Genomic DNA, 20,228 nt, shown 5'->3' with positions numbered 1-20,228 from the left:
CCCCCTACTTGAGTAGCACTTTACATAGCAGTGCTAATTTCCCATATTCATTTTATATTATTTTTCCTTTAATACAATAGAGTTATTTTGCGAGAAAAAGATGACATAAAAGTTTGTTAGCACTCTTTTGAGTTGAGTGCTAATTTTTTATTGACTTTTAGTCATGGCGGGAATACAATTTTTTTTGTAGTCAAATGCTGGACTAGTAGAAATTTGATTACGTATAAAACATAAAAGGAGTGAGAATTATGGCTTCAAAAAAAGGTAATCTTTCAATTAACAGCGAGAACATGTTCCCTATCATCAAGAAATGGTTGTATTCGGATCATGATATTTTTTACAGAGAAGTTATTTCAAATGCTTGCGATGCTATCACAAAGATCCGCAAGATGGATATGATGGGTGAGTACACACTTCCGGATGGCTTCAAGCCTCGTGTAGACGTTGTGCTCAACGATAAAGATAAGACGATCAAGATTACAGATAACGGTATCGGTATGACAGCCGAAGAGGTTGAGGAATACATCAACCAGGTGGCTTTCTCAGGTGCTACTGATTTCCTCAACAAGTATAAAGATAAGGCCAATGCTGATCAGATCATTGGACATTTCGGACTTGGTTTCTATTCAACATTCATGGTATCTGATTATGTAGATATCGATACACTTTCATACAAATCAGATGCAGCTTCTGTTCACTGGACATGCGATGGCGGATCAGACTTCGAAATGGAAGACGGTGACAAGAAGGAAGTTGGTACAACAATCACACTTCACCTCTCAGAGGACTGCCTTGAGTTCTGCAATGAGTATAAGGCTAGAGAAGTAATTGAGAAGTACTGCTCATTCATGCCTTATGAAATCTATTTATCCAAAGAGAACGAAGAAGGCACAGAGACAATAGCGGAATCAGAAAAACGTGATGACGACGTTGTTATCGAGGTTATAGAGCCTGAAAAGAAGGAAGCCAAAGAGGGAGAAGAGGCCAAGGAAGAAGAGAAAAAACTCAAGATCAAGAGACGCCCTCAGCTTCTCAATGATACACATCCTCTTTGGGCTAAGACACCTAAGGATTGTACTGACGAAGAATACAAGGAATTCTACAGAAAGGTATTCCGCGATTATAAGGAGCCTCTTTTCTGGATCCACCTTAACATGGACTATCCTTTCAACTTAAAGGGTATTCTCTACTTCCCTAAGATCAACATGGAGTTTGAGTCAATCGAGGGAACTATCAAACTGTACAATAGCCAGGTATTTATCGCTGATAACATCAAGGAAGTAATTCCTGAGTATCTGATGCTCTTAAAGGGTGTTATTGACTGTCCTGATCTTCCTCTTAATGTATCAAGATCAGCACTTCAGAATGACGGCTTTGTCAAGAAGATTTCTGAATACATCAGCAAGAAGGTAGCAGAGAAGCTTGCCGGCCTTTGCAAGACTGATAAAGAAAACTATGACAAATACTGGGATGACATTAGTCCATTCATCAAATATGGTTGCCTTCGTGACGACAAGTTCTGCGAGAAGATGACAGATTATATCCTCTTCAAGAATCTTGATGGCAAGTATCTTACAACACCTGAGGCTCTCCAAATCAACAAGGAGGCTGAGGAAGAGGCTGCCAAGGAAGAGGCTGTCGGCGAGAACGGCGAGAAGGTAGAGGCAGAAGTTTTAGATGCTGATGGAAATCCTGTTAAGGCAGAAAATGGTGCAGATGAGAAAGCTGCTGACACAGCTTCTGACAAGAAGGATGAGGACAAAGAGCCTCGCACAATCTACTATGTAACAGACGAACAGCAGCAGAGCCAGTACATCAAGATGTTCAAGGCTCAGAAGATGGAAGCTTTCATCATGAACCACAACATCGATGTTCCTTTCATGCAGCAGCTTGAGAGCAAGAATGAAGGTATCCGCTTTGCAAGAATTGATGCAGACCTTACAGATACATTTAAGTCCAAGACTTCCAAGAAGGCTCAGGCTGAACTTGAAGAGAAGGAAAAAGAGTTATCTGAGAAGATCAAGAAGGCTCTTAAGAATGACAAGCTCACTGTTAAGCTTGAGAAACTTAAGGATAAGAAGATGTCTTCAATGCTGACAGTATCCGAAGAGTCAAGACGTATGGCTGAGATGATGAAGATGTATGCTATGAACGGCATGAGCATGGGCGATTTTGGAAACGAAGGACAGACTCTTATTCTCAATGCTAACCATCCTCTTGTTCAGTACGTTATGGATCATGAAGACAGTGATAACACCAAGATGATCTGCGAGCAGCTCTATGACCTTGCACGTATCCAGAACGCTCCTCTTGAAGGCGAGGCTATGAGCAAATTCGTAGCACGTAGCAATGAGATCATGATGGTACTTGCTAAATAATTAGATAAATAATATGAATAGTTAAAAAGAGCTTCTGTCAGTTTGTTTAGACTGGCAGAAGCTCTTTTATGAAATTGGAAATTGTTCAGCTATTGATGCGCCTTACGGCGTAGGCTTTATCACTGTATGTTTGTCATTTAGTACAGGTTATCCTCTTTGAAACGGGTGACTTTCTTGGGGCTTGTAAGATAGGGCCTTATATTGGTAATCGTATCAAGGAAACTATCAAAATTTTCATTCATTATGCCGTCTTCGTGTTCTTTTATCCCTCCAAATCCTTCCATGTTATCAAATTCGTCTATGTGTAATTCTCCCAGGAATGTCTGTGACAGGTATTCAATTGGCTTTGCCAAGGTTATACGCGCTCTATCTGGAGAAAAAGTGATTTCTACCTTAAACCAGGGATCCATAAGATAGTCCTGCGCATATCCTTCAGCCGAATACATATACAGATAGTATTTATCATCATCCTGCTGGACATACATTCTGAAGTTCCAGTCATCTTCAATTTTAATATCGCCACCATGTGGGGCAAGAAAATCATATACCTTATTCAGTTTTTCAAGTGTTTTCTCATTTACATAACCCATATTTAAATCTCCTTTTCTTATTCTTTGTTAGTGTTTTTTGATATTAACACGGCGTTTTTTTATCGACGTCATTTAGGTGACACCATATGCAACAAAAATGTCAATAAACTCATATATAATGAGGGATATTTTAAAATGGGTGACACCATTATGACGCATAGCCCAAAATCATATGCTAAACTTCCTGATACACAAACAAAGGAGGTGCAGAAATGCTTTTTTATGATTGTACTTTTACACATAATGGTGAACTGAAACTAACGATAGAATCTACTTATTCCCGCTTTGGGAGGGGAGATGATATTGTAAGTACTCTTTTTACGATTAACGATAAGTTCTCTATGAGAAATACATATGAGAATACTTTCTGTATTAGTTATTACTATGATGAAGAAATAATTAAGCTTGCTGTTGGGGTATGGCAGGGAAGTCATGACCTTGAAGAAGTTTGCCACAGGTATGCCGGTGTGGCCCAGGATATAACGGAAAACTTTGAAATAAAGCTTAAATCTTATAAAGAGATTACATTTAAAGAAGCAAGTGAGCTTTTGGAAATAGCACTGGAGAAAGACTATTCCAAGGGTTCAATAAGAGATACTTATAAAATGGATGTTTATGACTCTCGCAGATATGTCCTGACAGAAGAATGTTTGGAAAAAGAGTCATATTCTTATCCAAAGATATGTGAGATGTCTGATGAAATAATGGGAAGCGATTCCCTTAGGGAAGAACTGGATAGAATATACGCTGAGGGGAATATGAAGAAGTTTTATGGATGTCCTGTACATTACCGTATTCAGACCAAAAACTTGGAAAATGCCAAAATGCTGATAAGGGTACTGGTTAAAGCGCTTTATTCTAACAACAGGCTTTTAAGTTCAAGAATATGTATGTTGGATTTTGAAGAAGGCAATGAGAACTATTATGGCGAGAATTTGTGCAAGGAGCTGGATAATCTTGGATATCACTCTGAAGGCGGATGTGTGGTAATTAGTTCGTTAGAAACAAATGAATCCGGTCAGTATGCTACAGAAAATGAGACAATCGCTATTATGCTAAGGAAATTCTTACGCAAATATGCAAATACTGTCCAGATTTTTGTGATAGAAGATGAAACTAATCCGGGATTTTCGAAAATATTATATAAAGAGCTGGCTGGAAAAGTGGATTTTGTCAAAATCTCCGAAGGGGTAGGGGATATAACTCAGGCCCAAAAATATATGGATAATCTTGCAAATGCTTCCAAGTATCAGTCTCTTTTTGATAAAAATGCATATAAGTACCTTCCTGACAGAAAGTATTTTTCTGCTAGCATGGTCGCTAAAGCTTTTTTGAATTGGTCTGAGGATGTTCTAAAAAAGAGTGTTTACCCATCCTATAGCAAAGTATGTATACATAAGGCCATTAAAAGAACTAAGAGTAAAAACAATGCATATGAAGAACTGATGAATATGGTGGGGCTTAATGAAATCAAGCAGGTTACACAGCAGATAATATCAACCTATAAACTGTCAAAGTATAAGAATTCCTATGGTATTAATTCGTCTGAATGCTGCAGACACATGGTGTTTATGGGAAATCCCGGATGCGCCAAGACTACTGTTGCAAGGCTTCTTTGTGACATTCTAAGAAAAGAAGAAGTGTTAAAAACCGGGAAATTCGTTGAATGTGGCAGAGCTGATCTTGTAGGAAGGTATGTGGGATGGACCGCCAAGGAAGTAAAGGCAAAGTTTAGGGCGGCAAAAGGTGGCATTTTATTCATAGATGAAGCCTATTCACTTGTGGATAGCACAAATTCTTATGGAACTGAAGCTATAAATACAATTGTTCAGGAAATGGAGAATTCCAGAGATGACGTGATAGTTATATTTGCAGGATACCCTGAACCTATGGAGAAATTCATAGCGCAGAACGAAGGAATGAAGAGCAGAATAGCTTTTACGCTTAATTTTCCGGATTATACCCCTGAGGAACTTATGAAGATCATGGATTTAATGCTGACGAAGAAAGGCTTGGAAGTGGACCTTCCAGCCAGAAGTGAGTGCCAAAAGATATTCCAGCAGGCGGTATTGGCTGAAAACTATGGAAACGGAAGGTTTGTTCGTAATCTCCTTGAACAGGCAACTTTGAAGCAAGCCTCAAGACTCCTTCCTCCTGGAAGCAAGAATAAACCTACAAAAAGCGAGGTTAAGCTTCTGAAAAAAGAGGACTTTTCGGTCAATTTAAGTCAGATGCTAAAAGATGAGCCAAAACGTGAAATAGGATTTGCCAGTAATTTCTGATAGGAATTGGCTTTTTAGGATCCTCGCTTTTTCCTGATATCGCCTGCTTTTTTCAATGCTTTATATAAAGCAGAATCTTTACTGGTGATGTAGGAGTCATCATCAGTAAAAAGGTATTCTCTATATCTTTGTGAGTAAAAAATTACAAAACCCGCATCACGCAAGGTTTGAAAATCCCTCTGCCTGGTGCGCTCACTTACCTCCGGGCATATATTAAAGTACTCATATTTAATATCAGGAATATAAGGCATTTTGGGAGGCCCATATGGATCTGGTCTTTTAGGATATTTTTTTCTTTCGGATAGATAGTCCTTTAGATCAGCTTCATATTCGTTAAGCTTCTCCAGATTTGTAAAAGGGAGCTTTTTCACAATCCTACACATTCTGGCAAGCTTAGTCAGATATAGCTTCCTTCGCCTGTCCGCACTTTCGATTTTGGTAGCGTCTTCCTCGGAATAGACATACTCACCTGATTTCGAGTTGTAGGTGTAATTGCTGGTGCCGCTTTCACGAAGATCTTTAAAGTCTCTTTGCAAAGTGCGCAAAGAGACACCCAGATAATCAATGAGCCTTTCAGGGCTATGCTCATAATTATCGGGATCATCCATGTACATATAAAGATGTATCTGACGGGTAAGTTTACTCATAAGAACATTATAAACCAAAGAAATTGATTTTATTCAAAGGAGAACAATATTGGAAAAGAATAATAAAATTGAGATAAAACATGAGATAAATATTAATCCCATAATCACAGGAATAAGACCACTTGATCATGTTCTAGGGGGCGGCATTCATAGAGGCGAACTTACCGTAGTAGCAGGAAGACCTGGAATGGGGAAGTCAGCCTTTATGATGGAACTTATGCTTAATGCATGCCGGGAAGAAGGCATAAAGGCTACAGCATTTAGCCTTGAAATGTCCCGTGACAGATATAAGAAGCGGCTAATGGAGCTAGATGATAAAGCATCAGAAATGCTGGATCAGAAGAAGATAACCATAGATGACACTATCGAAATAACCATAGATGAGATAGAAAGAAAATGCAGAGAAAAGAAAACTATGAACGGAATTTCTCTGGTGATAATCGACTATTTTTATCTGATTGGAAGAGAGCAGGAATTTGATATGGCCTGCAGAGGACTTCTGCCTAGGCTAAAGAGACTTGCAAAAGAGATAGGTGTCGCGATAGTGCTTGATATTGAGCTGATGAAAACCTGCGAATATAGAGAGAATCCGCATCCTAAGCTCCAGGACATAAGATGGGAAAGCTTTCTTAGACACACGGATTATATTCTGATGCTACATAGAGATTCATATTACGATTCGGAGATTAAGGATAAAGACAAGCTGGAAATTGTGATATCTGAGCTTCCTTATACAGATTTTTTTACCAGAACTATTGATGTATGCTGGCCATTTCCTAAGGGATATTTTGATTGACTATTTATGATTAATTTATTATCGGAGGAAAGAGCGCGTGGGGTATAATCGAATTTAGGAGGAAATCTAAACATGGATGGAATCAAGATATACAGAGGTTCAGACCAGATAGGTGGAATCGTAACAGAAATTACAAAGGGTGACCATAGGATACTGATTGATCTTGGTGCAGACCTTCCCGGGACCAAGAATCCCGCACTGAGCGACGATGAGCTAATAAAGAGAGTATTTGCCGGCGAGGGAGATACTATCCATACAGATGCAGTTCTTTTTACTCATTATCATGGGGATCATGTGGGGCTTCGAGGAAAAGCCCCTGAGGGCATCCCTATGTATATTGGCGGTACTGCAAAAGAAATTATGGAAACCATCGCAATGCGAGTGGATCTCTTGAACAAAAAGCTGTGCAAAAATGCACCGTCGCAGATGGAAACCATTAACAGGATGGAGCCATACTGGAAGCTGGGAAGTAGCCGCGACTTTAGCGGAATCAAGGTCACGCCCCTTGTTTGCGATCATTCTGCCATCGATTCATATATGTTTGTCATAGAATTAAATGGCAAAAAAATTCTATATACCGGAGACTTCAGAGATCACGGGATTCCTGGGCAGGATACCTTTGAGAGCATGATAAAAAGATATGTTGGCAAGATAGATGTTCTTGTTACAGAAGGAACCATGATATCAAGGCTTGAAGAGACGGGAAATAACCCAATCAAGTCGGAGGATGATCTTGGTAAAAGAGCTTCAGAAATTTTTGCAGAACACAAAGAAAATGTAGTGCTGGTGTCATCCACAAATCTTGACAGCGTAATGGAGTTTTATCATGCTACTCCAGCAGATAAGGTGTTTTTGTGCGATGCCTACCAGGCTGAAGTCATGAATATTGCCATAAAATCAAGAAGCAGGTTTTTTGACAAATACAGATATAAAAAGTGCATTTATGTGCTATGCCCTGATAATAATTCATTTTATATGAAGAATCTTGAGGGAGTTCGAAATCCAGTAACTAAGCGAAGATGCTTTGAAATGGCAAACGAAGATATTTATCTGGACAAGGGATTTGTAATGCTGGCAAGACCAAATAACAACCCCAATATGGCGGTGGGACGCTTTGAGGAGCGGATGAAGAAAATGAAGGATCCTTTTATCACGTACTCTATGTGGACCGGTTACCTTGAGGATGGCAAGGCTCCGGATGCTAATATTGTTAGATTCCTAGAGGGTAAAAATGACAAAGCTCACATGGAGATCCTACATACCAGTGGCCATGCCTATGTTGAAACTATTGCAAAGCTAATGGAACTTACTAACCCGGATAAGATAATCCCTATGCACACTGAGGGAAGAGATGCCTTTACGAATCTTCCGCAGTTTGGCGAATATGCAAACAGAATTTGGAAAAAAGAGGATGGACAAGTATATGAGTTCTAATAGGGAAGTACAGAATCCAGCTATTTTAAATACGATTTCTGACAGGGTAATAAGAGACTATTACACAGCTGCCATAAAGAGCGAAGTGATATTGGATACGCTGATAACGCCGGTGGTTGAAGATTTGCTCAACATTGCGTTGGGAAGAGATGGGGAAAATAAACTGCATTATGTTACAAAGGAGTTTCCTTTGATGACTAAGCTTTTGGCTAAAGAAGATACTGAAACTGAGGTCAAAACCAAGGAAGATGACAGATCTGTGAAAGCAGATTATTTACTATGCGATGATAAATATGTTTATGTGGTTGAACTGAAAACAACATCGGGAAGTTTTGATTATAAACAGTTTAATAAATACAAGGCTTTTTGCGAAGAATGTTGTTTCTCTAAATTGCTGGACTGTTTTGCTGATGTTGTAGCCAAAGCTTATTCGGTAAATAATGATGGAGAAGGAAATTCGTTTGAAAAGTTGGAAGGTTTGTATAATAGCATCCTGAGCAATGAGCGTTGGAAAAAAGTCTCTGGAGACACGCATAACAGACTATTAGACAAAAAGGATATAAAAGAATTAAGGGAAAGAAAAAACTATACTTCAACTAAGAAATACATGACTCAAGTAGCTGAAATTATAGATGCTAGAGAGTATTTTTATGACTCGAATAATAAACCCAGGGATTTCATAATAGAGCGCGGGGGAAAGCATTCTAGTGACATTAAATGCATTTATCTGCTTCCGATTAGCAAGCAATACGGGGATATGCATAATGCTATGCATAAAAAAGATGCTAATTACATAAATGAAGGCAATAAAGAGGATTATTCAAATGGACCTTTGATGTATATTGGTTTGGATGATTTGCTAGATAAGATTACAAAAGAGGGCTATTTAGAAAGCGAAGATAAAGCATTTCGGAAAAAAGAGTATTTTGAATGGCTGGTAAAAGGCGTGCTGAAGCCGATATTTGGCAAATCAGAGTGAATACTGCTGCAGAAATAGGTAGGGGTAAGGTGAGAATAGTTTTATGGCAACATATGTAATTAGTGATATTCATGGTGAATATGACAAGTTCATAGCTCTTTTACAAAAGATAGGTCTAAAGGATGAGGATACGTTATATATTCTGGGGGATGTGCTGGATAGAGGACCGCATCCCATTAAGACACTTCTAAAACTCATGGAAATGCCAAATGTTATCTGCATTGTCGGAAACCATGAACTTATGGCGCTGGAGTGTCTTAAGTTTTTGAGCAAGGAAATTACTGAGGAAAATGTTGATCGGCTAGACCGGGAGATGGTGGAAAACCTCGCTAACTGGCAGTATAACGGAAGTAAACCTACTATTGATGAGTTCAGGGAACTTTCACCTGACAGGCGGCAGGACGTAATAGACTTTTTGGGGGAGTTTGTTATCTACGAAGAAGTTACGGTTGGAACTAGGGACTTTCTCCTTGTTCATGCAGGATTAGGCAATTTTTCTCCGGAAAAAGAAATGGAAGATTATAGTTTACACGATCTCATATGGGAACGAGCAGACTATAACACCCAGTACTTTAATGATAAGTTTGTGGTAACAGGCCATACCCCCACGCAGCTTATAGAAGAGAACCCTAATCCGGGATACATTTATAAGAATAACAATCACATCGCAATTGACTGCGGAGCACATTTTCCAGGCGGAAGTCTTGCTGCAATATGCCTGGACACTTTGGAAGAGTATTATGTACAAGGTTAATTGAATTAGCTTGTTCATAATATCTGAGAGCTTCAGGATGTCTGACAGCTCAGCGAGCCTGCTTTTTATGGTCCTGTCATCAAGCCCCAGCATTTTGGATCTTATGACGATGTTCTCTTTTACTGTAAAAAGATCGTCCAGCACATTTGACTGATACACAACGCCGATGTTTTTTCTTATCTCCATGTCCTCTTTGCCAAGCCTGTAGCCGCAAAGGTAAGCTTCGCCTTCGTCCGGAGTAAGGATAGTGGACATCATGTTCACCGTGGTGGACTTGCCTGCGCCGTTGACTCCGAGGAATCCAACGAAATCGCCCTGCTTTATCTCAAAGCTAAGATCGTCTACTGCCCGGAATGAACCATATCTTTTTGTTATGTTTTTAAGTTCGATGGAATTCATAATCTTTTACGCCTCCCGTTTTTTGCTCGTCGTTATCTTATAATCGGATGATAAGGTAAAGCGGGAAAAGGCGAAACAGATTATAAGGTAAGTTGTAATTTTGGAGGGGTAAGTTGCATTTTGATGCGTTTTACATCTCTTCGGGGCATTCTGTCAACACTAAGAATGTTTATCTAAAAATCAAACAGGCTCATCTGTGTATACTTATCCGGAAGATCACTCATATATCGGAAACATTCATCAGGGGTAGAGAGAATTCCATTTTTCTCACATATATCCTGAAAGAGTGCCCTAAGTTCTTTTGAATTAGGGCTTGGAAGCTCGTAAGCATTTCCGTATTGTTTTATGTACTGTTCCTTCATTCCGGGGAAATGCTTATCAAGCGCCTCGTAGTAATATTCTCTATCGCCTTCACGAAGGGTGAGGCCCATACCAAAATCAATGACCCCCTTAACGCCGGTCCTTGCACATTCATTCAGGATGGCAGAGATGTTTTCTTTTGTGTCATTGATGAAGGGCAGGATAGGAGTAAGCCATACAACTGTGGGAATGCCTCTTTCCTGCATCATCTCAAGGACTTTTATACGACATTTTGTATTGCAGACATTGGGCTCAAGAATACTGCAGAGTTCATCATCGTAGGTAGTAAGGGTAATCTGAACTACGCATTTAGCACTTTTGTTTATTTCTGAGAGAAGATCGATATCTCGAAGAATAAGATCTGACTTGGTCTGAATCGCTACGCCAAAGCTGTACCTTAAGATTATCTCAAGGCATTTTCTTGTGAGCTGTAGATCCTTTTCGCAGTGCATATAGGGATCAGACATTGCCCCGGTTCCGATCATACATTTTTTTCTTTTGGATTTCAGTGTCTTTTCCAGAAGCTCCGGTGCGTTCTGTTTTACCTCAATGTCTTCAAAGGGATGAGTGAACTGATAGCACTTGCTCCTGCTGTCACAATATATGCAGCCATGGGTGCATCCGCGGTATATGTTCATTCCCTGGAATCCGTTTTTTCCTGTAAGAATTCCTTTTGCGTCAACAAAGTGCATGTTTTACCTTCCCAATAAAAATGAATTGCGGCTTTGCCGCATGAACTATTTGATAATAATTGTATCAGATATCAATTATTCCAGCTAAATATATCACTTACCTCATACCAGTGGGCAAAAGAAAAACTTTCCGTAATGGAAAGTTTTTCTTTTATAACTAGTACAATAAGTGTATTATAGTTTGTGTAAGTTCCATGTAGAATGAAGTCATGAAAACAAGTATGGAGGCTTCAGATATGGAACAGAACAAGGAAATGTATGGGGAAATCATTAAGGAACGTGAATATAGAAAGCTGATTTTTGCCACGGTTATCAACCGATTTGGTGATTCTGTAGATGCAATCGCTTTTACATGGCTGGTTTATCAGATTACACACAGTGCAGCATGGTCAGCAATAGTTTTTGCACTTAATACACTTCCAAACGTGGTGGTTCAGCCCTTTGCCGGAGCTATTGTTGAGAAGATGGACAAGAAGCATGTGATTGTAGCAACACATCTTCTTAGGGCAGTCATTATTACATTGTTTGCACTTCTATATAGAGCAGGCCTGGTGAATGCACTGGTTATGGCAATCTTTACTTTGGTCATCACGACAGTGGAATCCTTTAATCTTCCTGCAACTTCAGCATTTACAATCCAGGTGGTTAAGAAAGAGCATATGACCTGCGGAATGAGCCTTAATTCCATGCTTTCAAGTGCTGCATCACTGGCAGGTACAGGTGCTGCCGGCGTGATCATTGCAACAGCAGGCGTTACTACAGCAATGATGATTGATGTAGTAACTTTTGGAGTTGCAGCGGTGCTTATCAGTGCAATGAAGGCTGGGAGAGTAGCAATTACTGAGGCAGCACAGAATGAAGCATCCAAGACAACATCCGAGGCCGGAGAAACAGAGAACAAAAAAGAGCAGAGTAAAATTGAATTCTTTTTAGACGGCTTTAGATATGTGGCAAATTCACGAGTTATCTGCAATTATGGCTTACTTGCAGTTGCCCTTAACTTCATGCTCATTCCTATAAATGCACTTCAGGCACCAATTGCCAGCGAGATTTTCAAGATGGGCGGAGAAATACTTAGTATTGCAGGTGCATTTGCTGCAATCGGAGGTATTGCAGGATCAGCACTTGTTCCGGTTCTTTCACAGAAACTCTCACCACTTAAGATGATAATGCTTGGAACAGCAACGCTTGGCGCTGGAATGCTGGGAATTGCCTGTGGTGGTTTCTTTGTTGGAAATAGTATTGCTTGCTATGTGGATGTAGCAGCATCATTTTTTATCATAATGGTTGCAGCATCAACCATAGGTGGTACGATCAATATTCAGTTCATGAAAAATGCTGATCCCAAATATATTGCTAGAGCAGCCGCAGTAATGGGCGCTTGTGGAACGGCATGTATGCCGGTTGGATCAATCCTTTTAAGTGCAGTAGTAGCTAAGGTAAGCACTGAGTCAATCCTTATTTTCTGTGTGATTTATGCAGCAACTATTTTTGCAATCTTAGCACTTGTAAAGCCACAGATGGAAATTGAGGAAGGTTCACTTGGAATTAAAAACGAGAAAGTATCAGCAAATTTAGTATAAAAATTCTTTCGTTGAAGGAGTTTGCAATGCAGATAAAGCTTAATGAAAACATAAAGAAGTACCGAAAGAGCATGAATCTGACCCAGGAAGAACTGGCAGAAGCCTTTGGAGTTACTGTTGGAGCTGTATCAAAATGGGAAAGCGGCGCCAATGTCCCGGATATTCTAACGCTTATGCAGCTTGCAGACTTTTTTAGCATATCTGTCGACGTACTGCTGGGATATAGTATGTCTTCCAAGAACATCAAAGACATTTCCGACAGGCTGGATGCTCTTTTACATGAGGATAAATATGACGAGGCTATAGCCGAGGCTGAGAAAGCACTTGCAAGATATCCCGGTAATTTTAAGATCCTCATAAGCTGCGCGGATACATACAGTATTGTTTCATCGGTAAAAGACCTAAAGAATTACAGGGACAAAGCAATAGAGCTTTTTGAATCGGCTCTTCGCTATGCTTCACAGAGTGATACTCCGGATCAGGACACCTTTAGCATCAAATTTCGCATTGCAACCTTGAAAGGTCGTGATAACCCAGAGAAATCTCTCGAAGAGTTTAAAAAGATTAATTATCAAGGAATAGCAGACATCAGTATAGCCAATAATTTAAGAATGGCTGGCAAACCAAACGAGGCAATGGAAGTCTATACAAGAGTTTTGGTGTCTATTCTCGTTAAGGTTTTGCAGTATGCTACAGAAATGTATATGATCCTTGTTTCTATGGATGACATAAAGTCATACAAAGAGGCCAGTGAGCTCATGGACTGGTACATGACTATAGTAGATGCAACCAGCCTGGATAAAAGTGAGAACAGCTATCTTTCCAAAATGAAGATTATGGGATTGATATTTAAAGCTTTGGTTCTTTCGTGCCTTAAAAAATATGATGACATGGAAATGTGCATCGACTCAGCCTTTGAAATAGCCAGGAAATACGACAAAAAGCCTTCAAATGATTTTTCAGGAAAGATTAAATTTTGGCATGGAAGTAAGGACTACCATACATCTATTTATGATGAGTTTGGTGTTGGCGCTGTTGCCGGAATTGACAATCTGTTTAATATAGGACCAAAGGTGCTGCCTCCTAAGGTTATAAAAAAGATGGAAACAGCGCTTGAATACTGGAATAGCGTAAAATAGACTGATTATGAAGAATTAAAGATCATGCACCGAAATTAGCCTTCTTTTTGCCGAAGTATTATATACGAATTATTTTTCTACGGAGGACTCATTAAATAAGGAATGAACACGATTTTGGAATATGCTCAGAGGAATAAATCCTCTTTTGAGATGGGAGGAGTCTCATCCAATGAAATTCGTTTTTTTACATACGAGGGAAAAAGATATATTTTAAAGACTCCCTTAATGACAAGAGATGATTTTTCACCGTTCTGGACAATGATGAGAAAGGTGTTTGGTTATTCGGTAAAGGAGCAGAATTCAAGTCTTCATAATATCTACAATACTTTGAAGGATAACCCTCATATAAAAGTGGCTCCGTTTGTAGCAGCCAATGAAGATGCAAGCGTTTTTGAGTTTGTTGAAGGAACAGCATGGGATAATGATTTTTTTCCAAAGGGAAAGAAAAACGCTTATACTCTGGGGCAGTTTATTGGATATAATCACAGGACAAAGTACGATTATTCCGGACTTTTGGGCGTTTCAAAAGGAGATCTATTTTTTGAGAATGCCAGAAGATATATTGAAGATTGTATTAGCGAGCATTGGAGCGGGGATGATGATGCAGATAAAAAGGTCAGGGGATGTTACGAGCAGATAAAGGATAAAAAGCTTTCAAACAGTGGGAATTCTCTAATTATGGTCGACATCTGCGCGGATCAGTTCTTGTTTTGCGATGAGAATATTGTAGCGTGTGTTGATTTAGATGCGTATGTGATTGGACCTGTAGAATGGGAGCTTAGCTTTCTTCATTACCAGATTGAGGACTGGGATGAATTCAAGGCGGGATATGAGACATATTGTGAGATGCCGTCGTTTGAGGAAGTGAGTAAATTATTCTTTTTGCTTATGGCACTCAGTTCATACGATAACAAAGCAGCAATTGATGGCTACTGGGCTGCTCTATTAGAGAAATAATATGGAAATCGAAATCAAGAAAGAGAATTGGTGTGAAGATGCTGAAAAGATTGTCGGATAGAATCTGGTACTAGTATAGACGATGACAAATAGGAATTTGTAAGGGTGAAGAAAATGAATTATAAAGTAATTGACAAAGAGACATATTATCGTAAAGGCGTATTTCGCCACTTTACGGAAGATTGCAAGTGCTCAACCTCGATAACGTCGAGAATAGACGTAACAGAGCTCGTCACACATTCAAAGAACACAGGAACGAAGTTTTATGTCAATTTCCTGTATATTCTTTCAAAGGTTATGAATTCACGTGAAGACTACAGAATGGGATACCTTTGGCAGACAGATGAGCTGATCTGCTATGACGTGATCAATCCAACACAGTATGTTTTCCATGAAGATACGGAAACCTGTACGCCTGTTTATACGAAATACGATGAGGACTATGAAAAGTTCTACGCTGCCGCATTGCTGGATGTTGAAGAGGCAAAGAAGACAAGGGAATATGGTCTGGATATAGTGAACCATCCCAACTGGTTTGATGCGTCGTTTATATCTTGGCTTTCCTATGATTCACTTCATCTTGAACTTCCCGATGGAAATCTATATTTTGCGCCGATCATTAACTGGGGAAAATACAGAGAAGAAAACGGTAGGCTTGTCATGCCTGTGACCGTTCGTCTAAATCATGCAATCGCTGATGGCTATCTGGTTGCAAACGTATTTCGTCTCTTGGAACAAGAAATCAAGTCTTTCATGAAGCTCTAATCGCTAAATTCAGGTTTGCTGATTTGATTATCTTCCAGTTTTTATTTACGATGGGGGTATTAGTTTGGGTATCCCAATCAAGTATTTGTTTTACATCCTTAAATTCCAGCTTAACTGGCTGGATATCCGTGCTGGTAAGATATATAATTCTCTGTGATCTTGTGCAATAGCATAAGAAAAAAGTATTGTTTGGAGGAAAAACATAAATGCCATATGAAGCAGATTTTTTTTGTGATTATAAGGGGTTAAAGAAGGCGACAAGAGCTAGGCTGATTACTATGCTAAAGGAATACTGGTGGTTATTTCTCCTTATTTACATAGCTATGCCGGGCAAATTAATCATATCCGGCATAATGAAGAATAATGCCAGCGATATTTTCGCAGGTGCAAGTGCTCCAATTTTTCTAATAGTTGTCTATGCTTTTGTAATTGATTTCAGTGTTCGCAGACAGGTAAAGACCAATAAAGCCCTGGGAAATTTAAATGTGCACTACACCTTCAATGAAGAAGATTTCGAGTGGACATCTCCAAAGGTTAGCGCCAGATCAAATTACAGCGCTATCTACAGGATTGTCGAGGACAAAAACTTCTTTTTCCTTAAGCCTTCAGCGAGACAGATGATGATAGTTCCAAAAGAAAACTGCTCGTCTGAGCTGATAGCTTTCCTGGAGAATAAAAAGACTGAGATAAACTGCAATAAGAAAAAAATGCTTTAAGACTGTATCTGCGAACTAATAGAATAAAAAGAAAGATAAGCTAATGTCAGACAGGAAATACTTATATACGGAAAGCCTGATAAGGAAATGCTTGTTCTCTCGTGTTATTTCAATATGGATCCGGAACTTCTTGATGCCATAGCAATATCGACTCTTGGAGGTTTTGAGAGCAAGGCCGGAAGATTTGTCGGCAGCAAGATGTTCGGCTATGAAAAGCGTGATGGTCATTGTATAACGAACCTTGGCAGGGTAGAGAGCAGAGTCATAAGTGAGGGGATATTCATTCCACCGGCATCTCCTGCAAACAGGAAGGCGTGGGGAGTCCTGACGATAAACAAGAAGATGAGGATATGTTCGATACAGTGACCATATGTATGGGCGGAGTAAGCATTTACCATCAGATGAAACGAAACTCTCAAGAGGGAGTGAGTAGAAGGATGAATAAAGTGATGAAAATGGGGTACAGTATCAGAATCGCAATTCCGGAGGATGAACAGAGAATTCGTGAATTGTTTATAGAGATGCTTCAGACAATTTATCATACAGAAGAGGTGGAGGGCTACGAATCCGGCTGTTTGAATCGATATTGGACAAATTGATATACTGCACATTCTCTTTCATGTTGAAAAATCTAATACTAAAGCATTTCAGCTATATGAAAGATTGGGCTATAAAGTATATCGAGATGACGGCAACAGATACATGATGATAAATGATTAGGATTTATCTTCCAGTTTTACTGTTTATCAAAACAGAGGAGGAGCAGATATGAACGCAAGGGAGTACTTAGAGATTTTACATGTTGCTGAGAGGCTTAAAGATACGCCTCGTCATTGCACTACAACGAAAAGAAGAACGGAGAGTGTGGCAGAGCACAGCTGGCGGATTTCGCTCATGGCATTTCTTCTTAAACATGAGTTTGAAGATGTGGATATCAATAAAGTTGTAGATATGTGTCTCATTCATGATCTTGGTGAGTGCTTTACGGGCGATATTCCGACATTTATAAAGACCGATTCCGATAGAGAGGTTGAGGATTCTCTTTTGAACCGGTGGGTTAAAACTCTTCCAGAGGAACTATCCGGGGAAATAGCTAATCTTTATAAAGAGATGGATGCCCAAGAAACTAAGGAGGCTAAGTTATACAAATCATTGGATAAGCTGGAGGCCTTGATTCAACATAACGAGTCTCCAATTGATACATGGTCTGAAAATGAGTATGAACTCAATAAAACCTATGCATTTGATACAGTATCTTTTTCAGAATGGCTTACTGACCTTAGAAAGGCGATTCTTGAAGACACCTTAGACAAGATTGAAAAAGAAGGTCACGGGTGAGTATATTACTGAATATAGAAGCTTCCGAATTCAAACTAATAGTTTGTGATTCGGAAGCTTTTTCATTTCGCAAATTTTAAAATTGATTAAAATTGCGAAATGAAATACAATTAAATAAAGGCGGTGAAATTACGATGAAACTTATAAAAAGAGACTATTATCTAAATAAACTTTTATCGGTAAAGGATGTTCCGGACATAAAAGTAATAACCGGGGTAAGAAGAAGCGGTAAATCTAAATTGATGGATGCTTTCATAGATTTGATAGCTGCTGATGATAAGGCTAATATCGTCCGGATCAAGCTGAACTTAAAGAAGTTTGAGAAATTGTTGGATGCGGACAAGCTTTATGACTACATAGAGCAACAGTATGCAAACGACAAAACGAATTATCTTTTCGTTGATGAAATACAGCTATGTGAAGGTTTTGAACGTGTGATCAATAGCATTTACGAAGAAGAAATCTATGATATTTACCTTACCGGGTCAAATGCATTCCTTTTATCAAGTGATTTGGCTACGTTGTTTGGTGGAAGAGTTTATGAGATAAGCTTATATCCATTTTCATTTAAAGAGTATCTTATGTATTATCCATCAAATGATATAGATGAAGCCTTTGATTCTTATGTAAAGAAAGGTGGAATGGCTGGTTCATATCTTTATAAAACGGAGGAAGATGCCAGACAATATGTTAATGGTATCTATAGGACCACTATTACAAAGGATATCGTTAGAAAATTCAAGATAGAAAACGAAGATCTTTTGATAATGATTGGGAACTATCTTATGGATAACGTTGGTAACCAGACTTCGATAAGAAATGTGGCATCCAAACTAACTTCTGGAACATATAAAACTAATGACAAGACCGTAGGCGCATATATAAATTACTTCTGCCGGTCATTCCTTTTTTATCCAATCCAGCGTTATGACATAAAGGGGAAAAGATATCTGGAATCAGATAAGAAGTACTACCTGTCCGATTTGGCTTTCCGCTTTTCTGAGATAGGAACAAAAAATGCGGATTATGGGCATCTCTACGAAAACATTGTTGCAATAGAACTTCTCAGACGCGGATACGAAGTATACGTGGGAAAGTTATATGAAAAAGAAGTGGATTTTGTCGCAATCAAAGAAGGCGAAAAGGTCTACATTCAGGTATCTGATGATATATCCAGAGAGGATACTTTTAAGCGAGAAGTTTCATCGCTTTTAGGGATTAAGGATGCTTATCCGAAGTTGCTGATAGCCAGGACAAAACATGATGAAAGCCAGCATGAAGGAATAAGGATTGTCGATATCGCCAGGTGGCTTTCTGATTCGCAAAAATAATAAAAGTTCAAATTTGCGAAATAAATCAAATTGCTGATTGCCGATTATATTTCAGTATTATAGACAATGACAAGAATCGAGATTTGCAGAAAGGGAAAAAATGATAATTCGAGATTTTGAACCGAGACATACAGAGGAAGCAGCGGAAATTGCCCTTGACGTATATAATTATGAGAGAGCATTTACACAGGAGCTTCCGGAGGTATCAAGCATTCCAATACTGAAACAATTATCCGGAAATGGCTTCGGCGTCGCAGCATTTGAAGGCGGAAAAATGGTCGGATTTCTTTGCAGCGTGGAACCATTTGAGAATGTTTTTCGTTCCACTGATGTGAGAGGCGTTTTTTCGCCCATGGGTGCGAATGGCGCGGTTATGGAAAATCACGGCAGGATTTATGCTGCATTGTATCAGGCGGTTGCAAAAAAGTGGGTAAAAGCCGGAGCGGTGTCACATGCAATTTGTTTATATGAACATGATGAGGAAGCAAAACGGCAGCTCTTTCAGTATGGATTTGGCATGAGGTGCGTAGATGCCATTCGTCCGATGGAAACAATTGATTGCGTTGTATGCGGCGGATATGAGTTTTTGGAATTGCCCAAGGAAGATTACGCATATGTTTATCCGTTGCATTTGGCACTGAACGAGCATTACTGCTCCAGCCCCTTTTTTATGAACCGAAAACCAGACACACTGGAAGAGTTTTTGGATTTTTCGGAAAGGAATAAGGAACGTTACTTTGCAGCGAAGATAGGCGGAGAATTATGCGCTTATTTGGAAGTGTCAGATCAGGGTGAAACCTTCATTGCATCAGGGAATCTTTATCGTCATATCATGGGGGCATATTGTATGCCGGAACACAGGGGCAGGGGGGTATACAAAAACCTGTTGAATTATGTTATCAATACCTTGAAAACTGAGGGATATACCAGACTTGGCGTGGATTTTGAAAGCATCAATCCGTCGGGCAGCGGGTTTTGGCTCAAGTTTTTTCATGCCTATACCAACGGCGTTGTGCGCAGGATAGATGAGCGGATTATGCAGAGAGCTTCTCTGATATAATCTCATAAGAGTGTTATTTCTGGACAAA

General features: G+C 39.3%; 19 protein-coding genes and 1 pseudogene. 16 read left to right on the top strand and 4 right to left on the bottom strand.

Going from position 1 to position 20,228, the window contains the following annotated elements; genetic code table 11:
- The first annotated feature begins 248 nt into the window (after nucleotides 1–248).
- On the top strand, nucleotides 249–2,378 hold the full coding sequence (gene htpG / locus BPR_RS11385) for a molecular chaperone HtpG (protein ID WP_013281637.1): 2,130 nt from the start codon (nucleotides 249–251) through the stop codon (nucleotides 2,376–2,378).
- Between the two features lie 137 nt (nucleotides 2,379–2,515).
- Here htpG and BPR_RS11380 read toward each other — a convergent pair whose 3' ends face one another.
- Nucleotides 2,516–2,968, bottom strand: a complete 453-nt coding sequence (locus tag BPR_RS11380; RefSeq protein ID WP_013281636.1) for a hypothetical protein — start codon at nucleotides 2,966–2,968, stop codon at nucleotides 2,516–2,518.
- Between the two features lie 212 nt (nucleotides 2,969–3,180).
- Between BPR_RS11380 and BPR_RS19930 the strand changes: the two genes are divergently transcribed.
- A complete protein-coding gene (locus BPR_RS19930; protein WP_013281635.1) occupies nucleotides 3,181–5,250 on the top strand; it encodes an AAA family ATPase in 2,070 nt (689 codons plus the stop codon).
- 14 nt (nucleotides 5,251–5,264) lie between these two features.
- Here BPR_RS19930 and BPR_RS11370 read toward each other — a convergent pair whose 3' ends face one another.
- Complete coding sequence (locus tag BPR_RS11370) at nucleotides 5,265–5,897, bottom strand: HTH domain-containing protein (protein WP_143754298.1); 633 nt, start codon at nucleotides 5,895–5,897, stop codon at nucleotides 5,265–5,267.
- A gap of 49 nt (nucleotides 5,898–5,946) precedes the next feature.
- On the opposite strand from BPR_RS11370, the gene BPR_RS11365 reads away from it, so the two are divergent.
- From BPR_RS11365 to BPR_RS11350, 4 genes are all read left to right on the top strand, one after another.
- Entirely contained in the window at nucleotides 5,947–6,693 is a 747-nt protein-coding gene (locus BPR_RS11365) for a DnaB-like helicase C-terminal domain-containing protein (RefSeq protein WP_013281633.1), read from the top strand.
- Nucleotides 6,694–6,765: 72 nt separating this feature from the next.
- Entirely contained in the window at nucleotides 6,766–8,127 is a 1,362-nt protein-coding gene (locus tag BPR_RS19925; RefSeq protein ID WP_013281632.1) for an MBL fold metallo-hydrolase, read from the top strand.
- Nucleotides 8,117–9,106, top strand: a complete 990-nt coding sequence (locus BPR_RS11355; protein ID WP_143754297.1) for a hypothetical protein — start codon at nucleotides 8,117–8,119, stop codon at nucleotides 9,104–9,106. Before BPR_RS19925 ends, BPR_RS11355 begins: the two co-directional genes overlap by 11 nt.
- A 43-nt stretch (nucleotides 9,107–9,149) precedes the next feature.
- Nucleotides 9,150–9,860: a metallophosphoesterase gene (locus tag BPR_RS11350; protein WP_013281630.1), complete on the top strand. Its 711-nt coding sequence runs from the start codon at nucleotides 9,150–9,152 to the stop codon at nucleotides 9,858–9,860.
- A 15-nt stretch (nucleotides 9,861–9,875) separates the two neighbouring features.
- Here the strand turns inward: BPR_RS11350 and BPR_RS21630 are convergent.
- Together BPR_RS21630 and BPR_RS11345 are read right to left on the bottom strand one after the other, a co-directional pair.
- Nucleotides 9,876–10,259: pseudogene (locus tag BPR_RS21630) on the bottom strand (ATP-binding cassette domain-containing protein); the annotation flags it as partial.
- 173 nt (nucleotides 10,260–10,432) lie between these two features.
- Complete coding sequence (locus BPR_RS11345; RefSeq protein WP_013281628.1) at nucleotides 10,433–11,311, bottom strand: SPL family radical SAM protein; 879 nt, start codon at nucleotides 11,309–11,311, stop codon at nucleotides 10,433–10,435.
- A 209-nt stretch (nucleotides 11,312–11,520) separates the two neighbouring features.
- Between BPR_RS11345 and BPR_RS11340 the strand changes: the two genes are divergently transcribed.
- From BPR_RS11340 to BPR_RS11295, 10 genes are all read left to right on the top strand, one after another.
- Nucleotides 11,521–12,894 (top strand): MFS transporter, encoded by a 1,374-nt coding sequence (locus tag BPR_RS11340; RefSeq protein WP_081441777.1) that lies wholly within the window; start codon nucleotides 11,521–11,523, stop codon nucleotides 12,892–12,894.
- Between the two features lie 26 nt (nucleotides 12,895–12,920).
- The gene (locus BPR_RS19920; RefSeq protein ID WP_013281626.1) at nucleotides 12,921–14,033 is read left to right on the top strand and encodes a helix-turn-helix domain-containing protein; all 1,113 of its coding nucleotides are present in this window, start codon (nucleotides 12,921–12,923) and stop codon (nucleotides 14,031–14,033) included.
- Between the two features lie 225 nt (nucleotides 14,034–14,258).
- Entirely contained in the window at nucleotides 14,259–14,990 is a 732-nt protein-coding gene (locus tag BPR_RS11330) for a hypothetical protein (RefSeq protein ID WP_143754296.1), read from the top strand.
- A 114-nt stretch (nucleotides 14,991–15,104) separates the two neighbouring features.
- Nucleotides 15,105–15,755, top strand: coding sequence for a CatA-like O-acetyltransferase, family 3 (locus BPR_RS11325; RefSeq protein WP_042256984.1), 651 nt, complete (start codon nucleotides 15,105–15,107; stop codon nucleotides 15,753–15,755).
- A gap of 206 nt (nucleotides 15,756–15,961) precedes the next feature.
- Nucleotides 15,962–16,471 (top strand): YcxB family protein, encoded by a 510-nt coding sequence (locus BPR_RS11320; RefSeq protein ID WP_013281623.1) that lies wholly within the window; start codon nucleotides 15,962–15,964, stop codon nucleotides 16,469–16,471.
- Between the two features lie 87 nt (nucleotides 16,472–16,558).
- A complete protein-coding gene (locus tag BPR_RS11315) occupies nucleotides 16,559–16,837 on the top strand; it encodes a hypothetical protein (protein WP_013281622.1) in 279 nt (92 codons plus the stop codon).
- Between the two features lie 71 nt (nucleotides 16,838–16,908).
- Nucleotides 16,909–17,070 carry a hypothetical protein gene (locus tag BPR_RS20750; protein ID WP_154649886.1) on the top strand — a complete coding sequence of 54 codons (162 nt, stop codon included), beginning with the start codon at nucleotides 16,909–16,911 and terminating at the stop codon, nucleotides 17,068–17,070.
- A 169-nt stretch (nucleotides 17,071–17,239) separates the two neighbouring features.
- Nucleotides 17,240–17,809 carry an HD domain-containing protein gene (locus BPR_RS11305; RefSeq protein WP_013281621.1) on the top strand — a complete coding sequence of 190 codons (570 nt, stop codon included), beginning with the start codon at nucleotides 17,240–17,242 and terminating at the stop codon, nucleotides 17,807–17,809.
- A gap of 134 nt (nucleotides 17,810–17,943) precedes the next feature.
- Nucleotides 17,944–19,140 (top strand): ATP-binding protein, encoded by a 1,197-nt coding sequence (locus tag BPR_RS11300; RefSeq protein ID WP_013281620.1) that lies wholly within the window; start codon nucleotides 17,944–17,946, stop codon nucleotides 19,138–19,140.
- A 100-nt stretch (nucleotides 19,141–19,240) separates the two neighbouring features.
- On the top strand, nucleotides 19,241–20,200 hold the full coding sequence (locus BPR_RS11295; RefSeq protein WP_013281619.1) for a GNAT family N-acetyltransferase: 960 nt from the start codon (nucleotides 19,241–19,243) through the stop codon (nucleotides 20,198–20,200).
- Nucleotides 20,201–20,228: the final 28 nt, after the last annotated feature.

This window comes from Butyrivibrio proteoclasticus B316 (assembly GCF_000145035.1).
Taxonomy (GTDB): Bacteria; Bacillota; Clostridia; order Lachnospirales; family Lachnospiraceae; genus Butyrivibrio; species Butyrivibrio proteoclasticus.
This window is presented reverse-complemented; position numbering and strand designations above follow the sequence as displayed.